General features: G+C 74.4%; 13 protein-coding genes. 2 read left to right on the plus strand and 11 right to left on the minus strand.

Annotated elements, in window-relative coordinates; genetic code table 11:
- Nucleotides 1-40: 40 nt before the first annotated feature.
- Nucleotides 41-721, minus strand: coding sequence for a hypothetical protein (locus WAB15_RS16390; RefSeq protein ID WP_407286711.1), 681 nt, complete (start codon nt 719-721; stop codon nt 41-43).
- A 178-nt stretch (nt 722-899) separates the two neighbouring features.
- Entirely contained in the window at nt 900-1571 is a 672-nt protein-coding gene (locus WAB15_RS16395) for a YqgE/AlgH family protein (protein ID WP_399146969.1), read from the minus strand.
- A gap of 317 nt (nt 1572-1888) precedes the next feature.
- Here WAB15_RS16395 and murA point away from each other — a divergent pair, with 317 nt between their 5' ends.
- On the plus strand, nt 1889-3235 hold the full coding sequence (murA, locus tag WAB15_RS16400; protein ID WP_393499270.1) for a UDP-N-acetylglucosamine 1-carboxyvinyltransferase: 1347 nt from the start codon (nt 1889-1891) through the stop codon (nt 3233-3235).
- A gap of 366 nt (nt 3236-3601) precedes the next feature.
- On the opposite strand, the gene WAB15_RS16405 is transcribed toward murA, so the two are convergent.
- The 8 genes from WAB15_RS16405 to WAB15_RS16440 form a co-directional block, all read right to left on the minus strand.
- The gene (locus WAB15_RS16405; protein WP_006605312.1) at nt 3602-3883 is read right to left on the minus strand and encodes an HU family DNA-binding protein; all 282 of its coding nucleotides are present in this window, start codon (nt 3881-3883) and stop codon (nt 3602-3604) included.
- A gap of 334 nt (nt 3884-4217) precedes the next feature.
- Nucleotides 4218-5651, minus strand: a complete 1434-nt coding sequence (locus tag WAB15_RS16410) for an NAD-dependent malic enzyme (RefSeq protein WP_399146970.1) — start codon at nt 5649-5651, stop codon at nt 4218-4220.
- Between the two features lie 462 nt (nt 5652-6113).
- Entirely contained in the window at nt 6114-8579 is a 2466-nt protein-coding gene (locus WAB15_RS16415; RefSeq protein ID WP_407286712.1) for a HelD family protein, read from the minus strand.
- Between the two features lie 131 nt (nt 8580-8710).
- The gene (locus WAB15_RS16420) at nt 8711-9451 is read right to left on the minus strand and encodes an anti-sigma factor family protein (protein WP_407286713.1); all 741 of its coding nucleotides are present in this window, start codon (nt 9449-9451) and stop codon (nt 8711-8713) included.
- The gene (locus WAB15_RS16425) at nt 9448-9987 is read right to left on the minus strand and encodes a sigma-70 family RNA polymerase sigma factor (RefSeq protein WP_393499281.1); all 540 of its coding nucleotides are present in this window, start codon (nt 9985-9987) and stop codon (nt 9448-9450) included. Before WAB15_RS16425 ends, WAB15_RS16420 begins: the two co-directional genes overlap by 4 nt.
- Nucleotides 9988-10087: 100 nt before the next feature.
- Nucleotides 10088-10756 carry a CGNR zinc finger domain-containing protein gene (locus WAB15_RS16430; protein ID WP_407286714.1) on the minus strand — a complete coding sequence of 223 codons (669 nt, stop codon included), beginning with the start codon at nt 10754-10756 and terminating at the stop codon, nt 10088-10090.
- Between the two features lie 219 nt (nt 10757-10975).
- Nucleotides 10976-12160: a uroporphyrinogen-III synthase gene (locus WAB15_RS16435; protein ID WP_407286715.1), complete on the minus strand. Its 1185-nt coding sequence runs from the start codon at nt 12158-12160 to the stop codon at nt 10976-10978.
- A 239-nt stretch (nt 12161-12399) separates the two neighbouring features.
- Entirely contained in the window at nt 12400-13836 is a 1437-nt protein-coding gene (locus WAB15_RS16440) for a nitrate/nitrite transporter (protein WP_399146975.1), read from the minus strand.
- Nucleotides 13837-14174: 338 nt separating this feature from the next.
- Between WAB15_RS16440 and WAB15_RS16445 the strand changes: the two genes are divergently transcribed.
- Nucleotides 14175-16178, plus strand: coding sequence for an asparagine synthase-related protein (locus WAB15_RS16445; RefSeq protein ID WP_407286716.1), 2004 nt, complete (start codon nt 14175-14177; stop codon nt 16176-16178).
- Here WAB15_RS16445 and WAB15_RS16450 read toward each other — a convergent pair.
- The gene (locus WAB15_RS16450) at nt 16135-17151 is read right to left on the minus strand and encodes a LysR family transcriptional regulator (protein WP_399146977.1); all 1017 of its coding nucleotides are present in this window, start codon (nt 17149-17151) and stop codon (nt 16135-16137) included. The two genes, WAB15_RS16445 and WAB15_RS16450, sit on opposite strands and share 44 nt — an antisense overlap.
- Between the last annotated feature and the right edge of the window lie 57 nt (nt 17152-17208).

The following is a 17208-nucleotide window of genomic DNA, read 5'->3' on the forward strand; positions in this document are numbered from 1 at the left end:
GGAGCGTCGGCCCACCGCCGTGCGGAGCGGCGGACCGGCCCTACGACGCCACCGCGACGCCGCCCCGGTCACCGGCCGTCAGGCCCAGCTCCGCGGCGAAGGCCAGCGCGGCGTCCGGCCGGACCTCGTACCAGGAGTCCTTGTCGCAGACCGCGTCCAGCAGCGCCGCGATGTCCGCCGCGCCGACCGTGCGGGCCTCGGCCGCGGCGAGGAAGGCGCGGACCGCGGGTGCGGCGTCCCGCTCGGTCTCCGTGAGCGCCACGAGGTCCTCCACGATCTTCGCCACCGCGGCGTCCCCCTGCGCGACCCAGCTCATGGCCATCGCCAGGCCGTCGTCCGGCAGCTTCGCGGGATACGGCGCGCGGGCCCAGGCGTCGTCCTGCCACCAGTAGACGAACCCGAGGAGATTGCCCTCGGCGTCCTCGCGCAGCCGCTCCCAGGGCAGCCACGCGGGACCGCCGGCCAGGAAGTCGACCTGCCGGCCCCCGCTGTGCGTATGGCTGCCGTCCGAGTCCTGGCCGCACAGCACCGCCCGGCCGTCGGCGCACGGCGTCAGCCGCCACCAGTAGCTGCCGCCGCCGTTCCAGCACTGCAGCCCCTGCTCACCCCAGGAGAACTCGTCCCCGTCGTCCATGGCGGCCGCCACCACCGCCAGCGTCGCGGCGCGCGCCCAGAGCCGCTCCGGGCGGTCCAGGTCCTCGGGCACACTCGGCCTGTGCATGGCGCTCTCCCCCGTCGTCCAGCGCGGCCCCGCCGACGCGGCCGCGCACCGTCCCCTGCCATCTCGAACCATAGCGACGAGGACTGACAATTCCCCATGACGAAGCCGTCACAATAATCCAGCGCTCAACAAAATTTGGCTCGCGCCGGGGCCGTTCACCCGCCCGTGCACCCGGCGCTCAGTTCAGGGACGGATCGTCCGGATACGTCGCCACCATCGCCAGCTCGTTGCGCTGCCGCCGCAGCACCGCGCGCCACAGCTGCTCGGGGTCGGGCGAGGAGACGTCGCCGGGCTCGGACTCGACCACGTACCAGGCACCCTCCACCAGTTCGTCCTCCAGCTGGCCCGGCCCCCAGCCCGCGTAGCCGGCGAAGATCCGCAGGCTGCCGAGGACCGCCGCGAGGAGTTCGGGCGGCGCCTCCAGGTCGACCAGGCCGATCGCGCCGTGCACCCGGCGCCAGCCCAGCGGCTCGTCACCCGACTGGACGCCGGTGCGGTCCGCGGCCTGCACACCGGCCGTCTCCTCGCCGTCGCCGGCGGAGCGCGCGCCGCCGTCCGTGGGTGCGGCGCCGCCCTCACCGGACAGGCCGCCGGGCACCACGGCCACGCCGAGCGCCGAGTCCAGCGAGACCGGGCCGCCCTGGAAGACCACGCCCGGCTCCCCGGCCAGCGCGGCCCAGGGCGCGAGGATGTCCGCGACGCCGACCGGCGTGGGGCGGTTGAGGACCACGCCGAGGGAGCCCTCCTCGTCGTGGTCGAGGAGCAGCACCACCGCGCGGTCGAAGTTCGGGTCGGCGAGCGCGGGCGTCGCGACGAGCAGCCGGCCTGTGAGCGAGGACACCTCGGTCATGGGCACATGATCCCGCACTTCCGGCCGATGCGGGGAGTCAAAGCCCACGACCGTGCGAAAGCAGGGCAGGGCGTACGGCGGCAGCACCGGGCGCACGGGTTTGCCCGCCGACGGCCGCCGCGCGCCACTCGGGCTCACATTCACGACATTCCGCAACGCATCACCCATAAGGCGATTACGAATCAAAGGCGGACCGTAGCGGAGTGTGTTGTGACAAAGCCATTACATGCTCAGAGCCTGCACGGGCCTACGGAGACACCCTCGGCCGCCCTTACCATTTCTGCTTGGCCCTGCCCGTCTCCAGGAACGCGAGATCCATGACCGTCTCTACTGACGACGTACTGCTTGTCCACGGCGGCACCCCGCTGGAGGGCGAGATCCGGGTTCGCGGTGCGAAGAACCTCGTACCCAAGGCCATGGTCGCCGCCCTGCTCGGCAGCGGCCCCAGCCGCCTGCGCAACGTCCCCGACATCCGGGACGTCCGCGTGGTGCGCGGGCTGCTGCAGCTGCACGGCGTCACGGTCCGCCCGGGTGACGAGCCCGGCGAGCTGGTCCTCGACCCCTCGCACGTGGAGAGCGCCAACGTCGCCGACATCGACGCGCACGCCGGCTCCTCGCGGATCCCGATCCTCTTCTGCGGCCCGCTGCTGCACCGCCTCGGCCACGCCTTCATCCCGGGCCTGGGCGGCTGCGACATCGGCGGCCGCCCGGTGGACTTCCACTTCGACGTGCTCCGCCAGTTCGGCGCGAAGATCGAAAAGCGCGACGACGGGCAGTACCTCGAGGCCCCGCAGCGGCTGCGCGGCTGCAAGATCCGCCTGCCCTACCCGTCGGTCGGCTCGACCGAGCAGGTGCTGCTGACGGCCGTACTGGCCGAGGGCGTCACCGAGCTGTCGAACGCCGCCGTGGAGCCGGAGATCGAGGACCTGATCTGCGTACTGCAGAAAATGGGCGCGATCATCTCCATGGACACCGACCGGACGATCCGGATCACCGGTGTCGACAAGCTCAACGGCTACACCCACCGGGCCCTCCCGGACCGTCTGGAGGCCGCCTCCTGGGCGTCCGCGGCGCTGGCCACCGAGGGCAACATCTACGTCCGCGGCGCGCAGCAGCGGTCGATGATGACCTTCCTCAACACCTTCCGCAAGGTCGGCGGCGCCTTCGAGATCGACGACGAGGGCATCCGCTTCTGGCACCCGGGCGGCTCGCTCAACGCCATCGCCCTGGAGACCGACGTCCACCCCGGTTTCCAGACCGACTGGCAGCAGCCCCTGGTGGTCGCGCTGACCCAGGCGTCGGGCCTGTCGATCGTCCACGAGACGGTCTACGAGTCCCGGCTCGGCTTCACCTCCGCGCTCAACCAGATGGGCGCGCACATCCAGCTCTACCGCGAGTGCCTGGGCGGCTCCGCCTGCCGCTTCGGCCAGCGCAACTTCCTGCACTCCGCGGTCGTCAGCGGCCCGACCCGGCTCCAGGGCGCCGACCTGGTCATCCCCGACCTGCGCGGCGGCTTCTCGTACCTGATCGCGGCGCTGGCCGCCCAGGGCACCTCCCGGGTCCACGGCATCGACCTGATCAACCGCGGCTACGAGAACTTCATGGAGAAGCTGGTCGAGCTCGGCGCCAAGGTGGAACTGCCGAACGGCGCGCTGCGCAACTGAGCGGCCCGCCGGCCGACGTGAGGAGGGGCGGTCACCCGAGGCGGGTGGCCGCCCCTCGCACGTTCCGGGACGCCCCTCGACGGCGTCGCGGCGGGCGCCGGGACGCCCGGGCGTTGCGGGTGCGACGGGTCGGACGGCCCCGCGCGTCGCGCCATGGCCGGCGAGGGCCGCAGCACGCCGCACGGCGGCCCCGGCCGCCCCCGGTGGCCGCCCGCCTCCACGGCGCCCGCCGGCGTCGCCCAGACGGCCGTGGCGGGCTCCGAGGGGCGCCTCCCCTGCGGGTCACCCCCGCCCCGCTCCCGCGCATGCACAAGGGCGGCCACCCCCTGGAAGGGATGGCCGCCCTGTTGTGCCGTGCGGAGGGCCTTACTTGCCCTTGGCGGCTTCCTTGAGCTTGGAGCCCGCGGAGACCTTCACGCTGTAGCCGGCCGGGATCTGGATCGGGTCACCGGTCTGCGGGTTGCGCGCGGTGCGAGCGGCACGGTGGGTGCGCTCGAAGGTGAGGAAGCCGGGGATGGTGACCTTCTCGTCGCCCTTGGCGACAACCTCGCCGGTCACCTCGGCGAGGGCGGCCAGAACGGCGTCGGCGTCCTTGCGGGTCACCTCGGCGCGATCGGCCAGAGCGGCCACCAGCTCACTGCGGTTCATGTTTGTACTCCCGTGTTCTTCTTGCCAATGAGGCGTGCCACGCGGCATTAGCCGCATGTAGGGCACAGCGAAGCCGATGCTGCCAGGGTCCTCGGACACTCTCCGGACCCAGGTCTGGTGCCAGACCCTCTCGCCCGGTTACGCATCCTGCCCCTACCTGCGGCGGTAAAGCCAATCCGGCACCCAGCAGGGTCACACGAAAAGCGCCACTGACTGCACGCGGTGACGCTCCGTACCGATCCCGCTCCGTACCGGCCCCAGAAGGCGGCGGCCACACATTTGTCCGCCACCCTATGGGGCCCCCAACGAGGGCGTGTCGCGCGACGCGCCGTTCTCAGAGCGCCGTGGTGGCCGTCACAGCCGCGTCGCCGCCCTTGGCCGCGTCGCGCACCGCCCCGGCCACCGCGCCCGCGACCTTCTCGTTGAAGACGCTGGGGATGATGTAGTTCGGGTTGACCTCGTCCTCCAGGACGACGTCCGCGAGGGCGCCGGCCGCGGCCAGCATCATCTCGGTGTTCACCGTACGGGAGTGGGCGTCGAGCAGGCCCCGGAAGACCCCGGGGAACACCAGGACGTTGTTGATCTGGTTCGGGAAGTCGGAGCGGCCGGTGGCCACCACGGCGGCGGTCTGCCGGGCGATGGCGGGGTCGACCTCGGGGTCGGGGTTGGCAAGTGCGAACACGATCGCGCCGTCGGCCATCCTCGCGACATCGTCGCCGTCCAGGACGTTGGGCGCGGAGACGCCGATGAAGACGTCCGCGCCGACCACGGCCTCCTTGAGGGTGCCGGTGACGCCCTCGGGGTTGGTGTTGTCGGCGATCCAGCGCAGCGGCGAGTCCGGGTCGGCGTCGACCAGGTCCGTACGGCCGGCGTGCACCACGCCGTGGATGTCGGCGACGACGGCGTGCCGGACGCCGGCGGCGATGAGCAGCTTGAGGATGGCCGTGCCGGCCGCGCCGGCGCCGGACATCACGACCCGGACGTCCTCGATCTTCTTGCCGACGACGCGCAGCGCGTTGGTGAGCGCGGCGAGCACCACGATGGCGGTGCCGTGCTGGTCGTCGTGGAAGACCGGGATGTCCAGGGCCTCGCGCAGCCGCGCCTCGATCTCGAAGCAGCGGGGGGCGGAGATGTCCTCCAGGTTGATGCCGGCGAAGCCGGGGGCGATGGCCTTGACGATCTCCACGATCGCGTCGGAGTCCTGGGTGTCCAGGCAGATCGGCCAGGCGTCGATGCCGGCGAAGCGCTTGAAGAGCGCCGCCTTGCCCTCCATGACGGGCAGCGCGGCCTTGGGGCCGATGTTGCCCAGGCCCAGCACGGCGGAGCCGTCGGTGACGACCGCGACGCTGTTGCGCTTGATGGTCAGGCGGCGGGCGTCCTCGGGGTTGTCGGCGATGGCCTGGCAGACCCGGGCGACGCCGGGGGTGTAGATCATGGACAGGTCGTCGCGGTTGCGGATGGGGTGCTTGGACGACATCTCGATCTTGCCGCCGAGGTGCATCAGGAACGTACGGTCGGAGACCTTGCCGAGCGAGACGCCCTCGATGCCGCGCAGCTGCTCGACGATCTCGTCGGCGTGGGCGGTGGAGGTCGCCGCGATCGTGACGTCGATGCGGAGCTTCTCGTGTCCGGACGCGGTGACGTCGAGGCCGGTCACCGAGCCTCCGTGGGACTCTACGGCCGTGGTGAGCTGGGAGACCGCGGTTCCGCTCGCGGGCACCTCCAGCCGGACCGTCATCGAGTAGGAGACGCTGGGCGCCGTTGCCATGGCCGACTTCCTCTGCTTTCACCGTGTCGCTGGATCGCGTCCGATCGTCGCACCTACCGCTGAGTACTTGGTAGCCGCCCCGTATTGCGAACGTTTTGTTCGCGCACGATAGGTGGAGCCGGAAAACGACTTCCACCATACGAGAGATGATCGGGCGGGCGGAACCCCTCCGACGCCGGCGTGAGTTCCGCCACGCGAAATATGAGGACCGCCACGCGAAAACGGCTGTGGGCGCCCCTCCCAGTGGAGAGACGCCCACAGCCGACGTTGGCGACACCGACCCGCCATGCTCGCCTCGCGGCAAGTGGTCGCTCGTAGCGACGATGGTTGGGCCCGGGGGCTTGGATCGAGCCGGTGCCGTCACCCAGGCTAACAAACCATCTCGGGAAGCGAATCCCGTCGCGGGGCACCGATTTCAAGACCGCCCGTACGGCGGTCCGACCCCGACCCGTCGGACACGCCCTAGTCCCGCAGCAGGTCCGGTACCCCGGCCGCGTCCGGCTGGTCGCGCCCGGCGGAGAGCACGGTCAGCTGCTGGGTGGCCCGGGTGAGCGCCACGTAGAGCACCCGCAGGCCGGCCGGCGACTCGTCGGCGATCTCGGCCGGCGAGACCACCAGCGTGGCGTCGTACTCCAGGCCCTTGGCCTCCAGGGAGCCCAGCGCCACCACACGCTCCCCCAGCGGGGCCAGCCAACGGCGGGCCTGCTCGCGGCGGTTCATCGCCACCACGACGCCGACCGTGCCGTCCACCTCGCCCAGCAGCCGCTCGGCCTCGGCCACCGTGGCCCGCGCCAGCGCTTCCTCGTCGCCGCCGCGGCCCGCCCGGTCCCCGTCCCCGGCGACCGCGAAGCGGGGCTCGAGGCCCGTGGAGCGGACCGCCTTCGGCGACTGCATGCCGGGCATCGCCAGCGCCAGCACCCTGCCGGCCAGGTCGGCGATCTCCGCGGGGTTGCGGTAGTTCACGGTGAGCGTGAAGCGGCGGCGCGGGCGGGTGCCGAGGGCCTCGCGGCGCGCGAGGTCGGCCTCGTCCGGATCGGACCACGACGACTGCGCCGGGTCGCCGACGACGGTCCAGGTGGCGTGCCGGCCGCGGCGGCCGACCATCCGCCACTGCATCGGCGTCAGGTCCTGCGCCTCGTCGACGATGACATGGGCGTAGTCGGTGCGCTCCTCCTCCAGCCGCTCGCGCCGGCCGCGGCCGCCGCCGCTGCGGTCCGCGAAGGTCGTCAGCTCCTCCAGGCCCGTCAGGTGGTCCAGCGGGTCGGCCTCGCGCGGGCGGGGCGGGCGCGCGGGCGCGCCGAGGATCAGCTGCAGCTCGTCCAGCAGCGCGATGTCGTGCACCGACAGCGGGCCCTGGCCCCGCTCGTCCAACCGCCGCAGGGAGCGGGCGAGTTGGCGCACCTCGCGCGGGTTGAGCAGGCGGCGCGCGAAGCGGCCCAGCAGCCGCTCGTCGGCCATCGACGCCAGTACCGCGCGCGGGGTCAGCTCCGGCCACCAGGACTGAAGGAACTCCTGGAAGTCCGTCTCGGTGCTGATGTCCTCGTCGAAGCCCTCACGGACCTCGGCGGCCAGCTCGGGGTCGGTGTAGCGGCGGCCGGCGCCGGACTTGGCCCACAGGGCGTCCAGGATCAGCCGGCGGGCGCGCGGGCGCAGCAGATTGACCGGGGCGGTGCCGCCGAGGGCCGACTGCCGGATGGCGTGCAGCTCGTCGGCGTCCAGCTCGATACGGCCGCCGAAGGCGACGACCCGCAGCCGGGCCGGGGCGGGCCGCACGGATCCGCCGCGGGTGCGGCGGCCCCCTGCGGCCTCGGGGGCGGCCGCGGCCAGGTCCTCCAGGGACAGCTGGGTGTCGCCCGCGGCCGGCGCCGGCTCCGCCGCCGGTGCCGCCAGCTCCAGCGCCCCGCGGGCGGCCTTGCGCAGCAGCTTCTGCATCCGCGAGGAGCCCTTGATACGGGCCACCGCCGGCGGGTCGTAGGCGGTCGCCTCGGCGCCGTCGACGAGCGAGCCGAGCGCCCGGATGGCCACCTGGCCCTCCTCGCCGAGGGACGGCAGCACGCCTTCGGTGTAGGCGACCAACAGCGGCGTCGGGGAGACGATCAGGATGCCGCCCGCGTAGCGGCGCCGGTCCTGGTAGAGGAGGTAGGCGGCGCGGTGCAGGGCGACCGCGGTCTTGCCGGTGCCGGGCCCGCCCTCGACCTCGGTGACGGAGGCGGCGGGGGCGCGGATGACCAGGTCCTGCTCGGCCTGGATGGAGGCGACGATGTCCCGCATGGTGTGGCTGCGGGCCCGGCCGAGCGCCGCCATCAGCGCGCCGTCGCCGATCGCCGGCAGCTCCCGGCCGTCCAGCGTCGCGGTGACCTCCGGGCGCATCAGATCGTCCTCGACGCCGAGGACCCGGCGGCCCTTGGAGCGGATCACGCGGCGGCGGACGACCCGGCCGGGGGCGACCGGGGTGGCGCGGTAGAAGGGCGCGGCGGCCGGCGCCCGCCAGTCGATGACCAGCGGGGAGTAGTCCGCGTCGAGCACGCCGAGGCGGCCGATGTGCAGCGTCTCGGCGATCTCGGCGCGGTTGTCCTCGATGGCGCCGTCGGCGGGCTCGACGGAGGTGTAGGCGCCGTCCGGGCCCTTCTTGCCGTCCTTGCCGAGGAGCAGGTCGATCCGGCCGAAGAGGAAGTCCTCGTACTCGGAATTGAGGCGGTGGAGATGGACGCCGGCCTGGAAGACCTGCGCGTCGCGCTCGGCGAGCGCGCCGGGCGTGCCGACCTGGCCGCGCCTGGCGGCGTCGTCCATCAGGAACTCCGCCTCGTGGATCTTCTCCTCGAGGCGCCGGTAGACGCGGTCCAGATGCGTCTGCTCGGCCTCGATCTCGCGGTCGCGAACGGAATCCGATGCGTGATCCGGTGCGTGCGTGGCGTTCTGCGCGGCCACCCAGGCCCCCTTCTGCTGTGCGTAGGGCAGCCGTCAACCGTACGCGAACCAGGGACCGTGCGCACCTGGTGAAAGGGACAAAGTCGGGCGGATTTGGTCGGATGTTGATTCGGACCGGTACGTCGGGCGTCTCAGGCCTTCACCGTGGCCAGTCGCCTGCCCTCCAGCGTGTTGATCTCGAAATGGTCGATGTCGCCGCGGTTGAGGGCCGCGCCGCCGGCCGCGTAGAGGGGCTCGCGGTTCCACTTGGCCGCGCTGCCCTCGATGCCGTAGCCGCCCTCGGGGACCGCCCAGGTCGTGACGGTCTGCCGCCGGCCGTCCTTGCCGACCGCGACCAGGTCGCAGCTGAGCGGGCCCTTGACGTTGGCGAGTTCGAGGACGACCTGGGTGCCCCAGGTGCGGGGCGCCATGGACACGCCCGCCGCGACCTTGGTGACCGGGTCGACGGAGCGGACCTGCTCGCCCTCGGCGTACTGGGCCCGGACGGCGCTCGCCAGCGGCGGCGCCGGCTTCTCCGGCTCGCCGCCCTTCAGGGAGAGCGCGGCGAGCGGTCCGCCGACGATCAGCACCGCGGCGGCGGCGACCAGGAACAGCCGGCGCCGGGCCCGGCCGTGGCGCGCCGCGGTGACCTCGTCGAGCAGCCCGTCCAGCATTCCGGGGCCGGGCACGGCGGTGATCGTCTCCGGAGTGGGGGCGGAAGCCTTGAACTCGGCCAGCACCGGCGGCAGGCCCATCAGCTCCTCCAGTTCGGCGGCGCACCGGTCGCAGCCGACCAGATGCACCTCGAACCGTTCCGCGTCGGCGGCGTCCAGGACGCCCAGCGCATAGGCGCCGACGTCGGTGTGCCGGTCCGGCTGCGTGGGCGGGGTCACTCCGTCACTCCTCGTTCCTCAAGCGAGAGCCGCAGGGAGCGCAGCGCGTAGAAGACCCGGGACCGCACGGTCCCGGCCGGCACACGCAGCACCTCCGCCGCCTCGCTGACCGTACGCTCCTTGAAGTACGTCTCGACAAGGGCCTCTCGGTGGGCCTGGCTCAGGTCGCCCAGCGCCTCGGAGATCGTCATCAGGCGCAGCGCCCGGTCGATCACATCGGTGGCGGGCATCATCTCCAGTGGCGTCGGGTCGACCTCCTGGGGCCGGGCCTTGCGGCTGCGGTGCCCGTCGATCACGATCCGCCGCGCGACGGTCACGAGCCAGGGCCGGATCGAGCCGGTGGCGCGCTGCAGCTGCTCGGCGTTGCGCCAGGCCCGCACCAGCGTCTCCTGCACCACGTCCTCCGCGCGATGGCGGTCGCCCGCCACCAGTCGCAGGACGAAGGCGAGGAGCGGGCCCGCGTGCTCGTCATAGAGGGCTCGCATGAGCTCCTCGTCAGGTGTCGTCCTGTCTGCCACGACGGCATCCTTACGCACTCCAACTCCCGGGTCGATAGCGCGGATCGCCCAAGATCGCCGGGGACCTGGCCATGAATCGGACTTGCGGTGAGGAGTACGGACGCTACGGGCGGGGTGTTCAGCGGTCGGCCGAAATATTTTTCGCGGCGGGAGCGGGAGCCGGGGCGGGGACCGCGGCCCGGGACGGCGGGGCGGTCGGCGCGGCCTCGCCCCGGCGCACCATCGTGCGCCGGCGGTGCCGCGCCACCCGCGCCCGGTTGCCGCACACCTCGCTGGAGCACCAGCGGCGGCGCCGGCCGCGCGAGGTGTCCAGGTAGACCAGCGAGCAGCTCTCGCCCGCACATTGGCGCAACTGCCCCCGCGCCTCCACGTCGGTCAGCAGCCCGACCGCGTCGCGGGCCACCGCGGCCAGCAGCCCGGCGCAGTCCGGCGGGCCGGGGAGCGTACGGGCCAGAGCGCCGTCGGCGGTGCGCACGGCGCGGGCGGCGGGCGGCTGCCCGGAGGCGGCCGCGGAGTTGAGCAGCGTCAGGTCGCCGTCCGCCGCCCGGCCCCGCAGTTCGTCGTGCACCACCCGGCGCAGCAGTTCGCGCAGCGCCCGGAAGCGGGCGACCCAGCGGCCGTCGACGCCCTCCAGCGGGGCGCCGGGCGGCACCAGCCCCGCGCCGACCAGCCAGGCCGCCAACTGATCGGGGCCGGTGAGGCGTTCGGCCGGGGCACCACCGGCCGTGGCCACCAGGTCCAGGCAGATCCGCCCGCAGTCGAACCGCAGGTCGCAAGGCGCCGCCATGTGCCTGTCACTCCTTAAGGCCTACTCCGGCGGGTCGGGGCCGGAGCCGGCCCGGGAACCCACCACGCGTGTGCTCCCAGAGTGCCCGGCGCGCGGTCCGGCCGGAACCCTCCGGAAGGCGGCCGCCGCCCGGCCGCCGCCACGGCGGCCCGGCGCGGGCGGACGACGGGGCGTTCGGGAAGACACCCCCTACGCGCCGTCGTACGTGGCGGAAGCGCCCTACGCGCCGTCGTACTTGTCGGTGTCGGCGTGCGGATCGAGCGACAGCCGGTAGCCCCGTTTGACGACCGTCTGGATCAGCTTGGGCGCGCCCAGCGCCACCCGCAGCCGGGCCATCGCGGTCTCCACCGCGTGCTCGTCGCGGCCCGCGCCCGGCAGCGTGCGCAGCAGCTCGGCGCGGGAGACCACCCAGCCCGGGCGGCGGGCCAGCGCGCGCAGCAGCGCCATCCCGGCCGGCGGCACCGGCCGCAGCGCGCCGTCCACCACGGCGGCCCGCCCGCGGATCTCCAGCCGCCGCCCGGCCACCGGCAACGGCCGTACTCGGCCCGGAAGTTCCCGGCACAGCAGCTGCACCAGCGGCCCGAGCCGGAAGCGCTCCGGCTGGAGCGTGGCGACGTCGGCCGCCTCCAGCGGCAGCGCGGTCACCGGCCCCACGCACACCGGCAGCACCCCCTGCCGCAGCGCCGTCAGCACCTCCGGCTGGATGCCGCGCTCCGCGGCGCGGTTCAGCAGCGACGCGGCGGCCGGCGCGCTGGTGAAGGTCACCGCGTCCACGGCGCCGGAGACCACCGCGTCCAGCAGCCGGTCGACCGGGCCGATGTCCTCCGGCGGCATCCAGCGGTAGACGGGGACGCCCACCACCTCCGCACCGCCGGCCCGCAGCGCCTCGACGAACCCCGGCAGCGGCTCCCCGTGCAGCTGGACGGCGATCCGGCGGCCGTCGACGCCCTCCGCCAGCAGCCGGTCGAGCACCTCGGCCATCGACTCGGAGGCCGGTGACCACTTCTCGGTCAGCCCGGCGGCCCGGATCGCGCCGCGCACCTTCGGTCCGCGCGCCAGCAGCTCCACACCGGCCAGCCGGTGCAGCAGCACCTCGCCCAGGCCCCAGCCCTCCGCGGCCTCGATCCAGCCGCGGAAGCCGATGGCGGTGGTCGCCACGACGACGTCGGGGGCGTCGTCGATCAGGTCCCGGGTCGTGGCGAGCAGTTCGGCGTCGTCCGGCAGCGGGACGATGCGCAGCGCGGGCGCGTGCAGCACCTGCGCGCCGCGCCGCTCCAGCAGCGCGCCCAGCTCCTCGGCCCGCCGGGCGGCGGTCACCCCGACCGTGAACCCGTCCAGCGGCCGGACCTCCGGCTCCGGCTCCGTCCGACCCTGTTCGCCCTGCTTGTGCTGCTGATCGTGCATGGTGACCGCTCCGCCCAGAGTGGTTGTGCTGCGTGCTTGCGCACCGGCCGCCGCGGCTCGGGCGGCACGGGGTGCCAAGATGCCAAGGCTGCCAACGGCACGTGACAGGCTCGGTCCTCCAGTATTTCCCCGCGGTTACGGCACCGCGCGCGGCCGGCCGCTCCGGCCGCCGCGGACAAGGCCCGGCGAACGGCGCGGCACGGCGGCCTGGATACGACCGCCGTGCCGCGCCGGCCGGCTCAGACCTCCGCGTAGACCGGGCGGCGCTCCCCGTCGGCGGCCGCCACCGTCGCCGCCGGCGCCGTACGCCGCGCGCGGGCGGCGGGGCGCAGGTAGACCGCCCAGGTCACCGCGGCGCACACCACGTAGCAGGCCAGGAACGACACGAACGCGGGCGTGCCCGAGCCGGTCGCCGCGAACGACTGGCGGAAGGCGAGGTTGATGCCCAGTCCGCCCAGCGCGCCGACCGCCCCGATCAGCCCCATCGCCGCGCCCGACAGCCGCCGCCCGTGGGCCTCGGCCGCCTCGCCCACCAGTCCCCGCCGCAGCGCCTGGCCCTGGAAGATCCCCGGGATCATCTTGTACGTGGAGCCGTTGCCGAGCCCCGACAGCACGAACAGCGCGATGAACCCGACGAGGAACACCGGCAGCGACCGCGCCGCCGAGGCGTAGATCACCACGCCGGTGGCCAGCCCCATCGCCGCGAAGTTCCCCAGCGTGATCCGGGCGCCGCCGAACCGGTCCGCGAGCCGCCCGCCGACCGGCCGGATCAGCGACCCCAGCAGCGGCCCGATGAACGTCAGCGACGCCGCCTGCAGGGGCGTGCGGGCGAACTGGATCTGCAGCACCAGGCCGAAGGCGAAGCTGTAGCCGATGAACGACCCGAACGTGCCGATGTACAGCAGCGACATCACCCAGGTGTGCGGCTCCTTGACGGCGTCGCGGGCCGCTCCGGTGTCGTTCGTCACCGGGGCGAGGTTGTCCATGAACCGCGCCGAGAGCGCCGCCGCGAGCACGATCAGCGGCACGTAGACGGCCAGCACGACCCGCGGGTGCCCGGCCCCGGCGGTCCCGATCACCAGCAGCCCCAGCAGCTGGATCACCGGCACCCCGATGTTGCCGCCGCCGGCGTTCAGGCCCAGCGCGAAGCCCTTCTTGCGCAGCGGGAAGAAGGAGTTGATGTTCGTCATCGACGAGGCGAAGTTCCCGCCGCCGACCCCCGCCAGCAGGGCGACCAGCATGAACGTGGTGTACGAGGTGCCCGGCTCCATCACCGCCGCGGCCGCCGCGGTCGGCACCAGCAGCATCGCCGCGCTGATCACCGTCCAGTTGCGCCCCCCGAACAGCGCCACCGCGAAGGTGTAGGGCACCCGCAGCACCGCGCCCACCAGCGTCGGCATCGCCACCAGGAAGAACTTCCCGGCCGGATCGATGCCGTACTGCGGGCCCATGAACAGCACCATCACCGACCACATGCTCCAGATGGAGAACCCGATGTGCTCGGAGAGCACGGAGAACACCAGGTTCCGCCGGGCGACGCGCTCGCCGGTATCCCGCCAGAACCCCTCGTCCTCCGGCTCCCAGTGCTCGATCCACCGCCCGCCGCGCCGCGTGCGTGCCTCGTTACCGCCGTGGTCAGAACTGTCGCTACGGGTGCCCGCGGCCTCGGCCGTCATCGCGCCTCCCAGGGAGTCGGGTCATCTGCCCCGAAGGTAGGGACGGCCGGTTTCCGGTGTCGTGGCGGGGAGGTGACCGCCGGGAAACCTTGCGCTCACCGGGAGCGGGGACGGTACGTGAGCGACGGCGGACACCACGGCGTACGCGTCGGCGGCAGGCGCCCCGAAATGCCTCGCATGCTCCCTTTCACCACTCGTTCGGGGCAATGGCAATTGACGTGGACACTGTCAGGATTTTGGTCCCATGCGCCGTTTCATGCCGTCGGTACGGGTCCCGCCCGCCGGTGTGCGGCACTTGGGCTCCGTACACCGCGCACCAAGTGGAGTGCTCCCCCACCGTGGATTTCCTCGTCTTCCCCGATCACCCCGCCGGCGACGCGCTGTGCCGCCTCCTGCCGGCCGGCCCGCCCGCGCACGTCCTCCACCACCCCTCGGGGCGCCCCTGGATCGTCGGTCACTGGAGCGCCGACGAGGCGCTGACGGCCGAGGCGGGACCGCGCCGCGCGGTGCTGCTGGGCACCGCCTCGGCGGACCCCGGCGCACTGGCCCGGCTGCTGCCCGGCCCCGGCCACCTCGACGGCGTCGGGCAGCGCGCCCGCCGCATCCCGGGCAGTTACGTCCTGCTGACCGCCGCCGAGGGCGATCTGCGCTGCCGGGGCGACCTCGCCACCGTCCACCAGATCCACCACGCCCGGATCGGCGGCGTCACCGTCGCCGGCAACCGGCCCCAGGACCTGGCCGCGCTGGCCCGCGCCGCGGTCGGCGCGCGACTGCCGTCCGGCGCCCCCGGTGCCGGCCTGATCGACGAGGAGTCGCTGGCGCTGCGCCTGCTGTTCCCCTTCGCGCCGCTCCCCCTCTCCCTGCGACCGATGTGGCGCTCGGTACGCGCCGTCCCCCCGGGCCATCACCTCACCCTGTACGCCAACGGGCGCCACAGCGTGGCCCGTTGGTGGCAGCCGCCGGAGCCGGACGCCCCGCTGGAGCAGGCCGCGCAGACCGTGCGCCGGGCCCTGACCGAAGCGGTCGCCGCCCGCGCCCACCGCGTGACGCGGGCCGCCCACGACACGGCCGGGAGCCGCGGCACGCTCAGCGCCGACCTCCTGGGCACCACCGACTCCGCCGGCCTGTGCTTCCTCGCCGCCCGGGAGGACGTCCCCCTGCTCACCGCGTCCTGGGGGCGGTGCCACCGCGGCGGCGCCGACCCGGCGGGCGGCGCCCGCGCCGCGGCCCGCCCCGGCGCCGTGCCGCACCAGCGCACCCAGCCGACCGGGCGGGACGGCTGCCGGCGGTCCTGCCCCTGCGACGGCGAACACCTCGCCGTGCCGTACGCCGGCGCCCCCACCTGGTACACCCCGCCCGACGACCCCGACCACACCACCCCCGCCGACCCGGCCGCCCCGCTCGCCGCCTTCCGCGAGGCCGTCCGCCTCGCCCACCTCGCCCGCCTGCTCGCCGCGCGCGGCTCCCGGCTGCACCTGGCCGGCATCGGCGGCGACGCGCTCTTCGCCCACCGCCCGGCGGCCCTGAACTCCCTGGCCCGCAGCGACCCGCGCACCGCGGCCCGGCGCGCCTGGACGGCCCACCACCTGTGCCACTGGAAGGCCCGCGACACCCTGCGCACCCTGCTGGGCGGCCGCTCCTACCCGCGGTGGCTGGCCGGCGGCGCACCGCGGGTGGCCGCCACCGGCCCCCGGACCACCGGCGCCGACTGGGAGATCCGGGCGGCCCTGCCGCCCTGGACGCACCCGGACGCCGTCGCCACCGTCCGCCGGCTGCTGCGCGAGGCCGCGGCCGAGGCCCCCGAGCCGTTCGCGCCGCTGCGCTCCCAGCACGAGACCGTCCGCGCCGCCGTCCGCGCCGGGGAGACCGTCCGCGGCATCGGCGCCCTGGCCTTGGCCCACGGCATCGGCTACGAGGCGCCGTTCCTGGACGACGCCGTCATCGAGGCGGCGCTCACCCTGCGGCTCGCCGACCGCGCCCGGGCCGGCGTCCACGCACCACTGCTGACCCGCGCCCTGCGCGGCGTCGTCCCCGGCGCGGCGCTCTCCCCCGGCACCGCGGCCATGCAGGACGCCGAGGTCCGGGCGGGGCTGCGCACCCACCGGGGCGCCCTGGCCGCCCTGTGCGACGACTCGCTGCTGGCGGGGCGCGGTCTGATCCGGCCCGGCGTGCTGCGGCAGCACCTGACCTCCCGCCAGCCGCCCCCGCACGCCCTGGACCCCACGCTCGCCACCGAGTACTGGCTCCGCGCGCAGGCCCCCGTCCCCCCGCCCGCACCCGAGGTAGCGCGCCCGGCCCTCAGCGTCCCGGCGCGGCCTCCGCGTCCCGCGGCCCGGAGCTGACCGCCCCGGCCACCCCCATCACCCGGGCGTCCTCCGGCGGCAGCCATCCGCCGGAGGGGACGGACAACCACCCGCCCCGCCGGGCGAGTTCCCCGGCCACCGCCCGCAGCGCGCCCAGCCCGGGGTGCCGCAGCCCCCGCCGCCACACCATCGACACCGGTGACAGCGGTACGGGGTCGACGAGCGGCCGCAGCACCATCCCCGGCACGTCGATGAACTCCACACTCGCCAGCACCGACCACCCGCGCTTGCGCACCACCCGCACGAACTCCTGCGAACCCTCGATCTCCGGGAACGGCTCGGCCATCGCGATCCCGCGCCCGGCGAAGAGCCGCGCCGCCAGCTCCGTCCACTCCGCCGTCTGCGGGTTCCCGGCCGCCGCGTACAGCGTCTCGCCGGCCAACTCCGCGAGCCGGACCGCACAGGCACCGGCCAGCGGATGGTCCGCGCGCAGCAGCACCGCCATCGGCTCCAGCCGCACCGGCTGGTGTTCGAGGCCGGCCCGGACGGCCGGCGGCAGGCCCGCGTACCGCCCGAAGGAGACATCGAGCCGCCCGTCCGCGAGCTCCGCCGCCGCGCCCGTCAGCCCGCTGTGGAAGCGGGCGACCAGCTCGCAGCTGTCCGGGACCCGGCCCCTGGCCTCCTCCAGCACCCGGTGGGCGGTGCCGATCGGGACCCCGACGTCGACCAGCAGCGGCCGCTCGGGAGCCGGGCCGAAGGCCGCCGCCAGCTCCTCGTGCGCGGTCAGCACCCGCCGCGCGTACGGCAGCAGCCGCTCGCCGTCCACGGTCAGCGCCACCTGGCGGGTGGTGCGCACGAACAGCGTCGCGCCCAACTCCCGCTCCAGGCGCCGGATATCGCGGCTGAGCGCCTGCTGGGCGACGTAGAGCCGCCCCGCGGCGCGGGTGAAGTGCAGCTCCTCGGCGACGGCGACGAACGCCCGGAGCAGACGCGGATCGATGGCGGACGGCATCCGGACATCCTGGCAGTGCCCGCACCCGCCGCACCCCTCGCCCCGATTGACAACGCA

It is taken from the genome of Streptomyces sirii, assembly GCF_045690365.1.
Lineage (GTDB): Bacteria > Actinomycetota > Actinomycetes > Streptomycetales > Streptomycetaceae > Streptomyces > Streptomyces sirii.

Coding starts and splice junctions, on each gene's coding strand:
- WAB15_RS16390 (WP_407286711.1), bottom strand. CDS start 721: ATGCACAGGCCGAGTGTGCCCGAGGACCTGGACCGCCCGGAGCGGCTC.
- WAB15_RS16395 (WP_399146969.1), bottom strand. CDS start 1,571: ATGACCGAGGTGTCCTCGCTCACAGGCCGGCTGCTCGTCGCGACGCCC.
- murA (WP_393499270.1), top strand. CDS start 1,889: ATGACCGTCTCTACTGACGACGTACTGCTTGTCCACGGCGGCACCCCG.
- WAB15_RS16405 (WP_006605312.1), bottom strand. CDS start 3,883: ATGAACCGCAGTGAGCTGGTGGCCGCTCTGGCCGATCGCGCCGAGGTG.
- WAB15_RS16410 (WP_399146970.1), bottom strand. CDS start 5,651: ATGGCAACGGCGCCCAGCGTCTCCTACTCGATGACGGTCCGGCTGGAG.
- WAB15_RS16430 (WP_407286714.1), bottom strand. CDS start 10,756: ATGGCGGCGCCTTGCGACCTGCGGTTCGACTGCGGGCGGATCTGCCTG.
- WAB15_RS16435 (WP_407286715.1), bottom strand. CDS start 12,160: ATGCACGATCAGCAGCACAAGCAGGGCGAACAGGGTCGGACGGAGCCG.
- WAB15_RS16440 (WP_399146975.1), bottom strand. CDS start 13,836: ATGACGGCCGAGGCCGCGGGCACCCGTAGCGACAGTTCTGACCACGGC.
- WAB15_RS16450 (WP_399146977.1), bottom strand. CDS start 17,151: ATGCCGTCCGCCATCGATCCGCGTCTGCTCCGGGCGTTCGTCGCCGTC.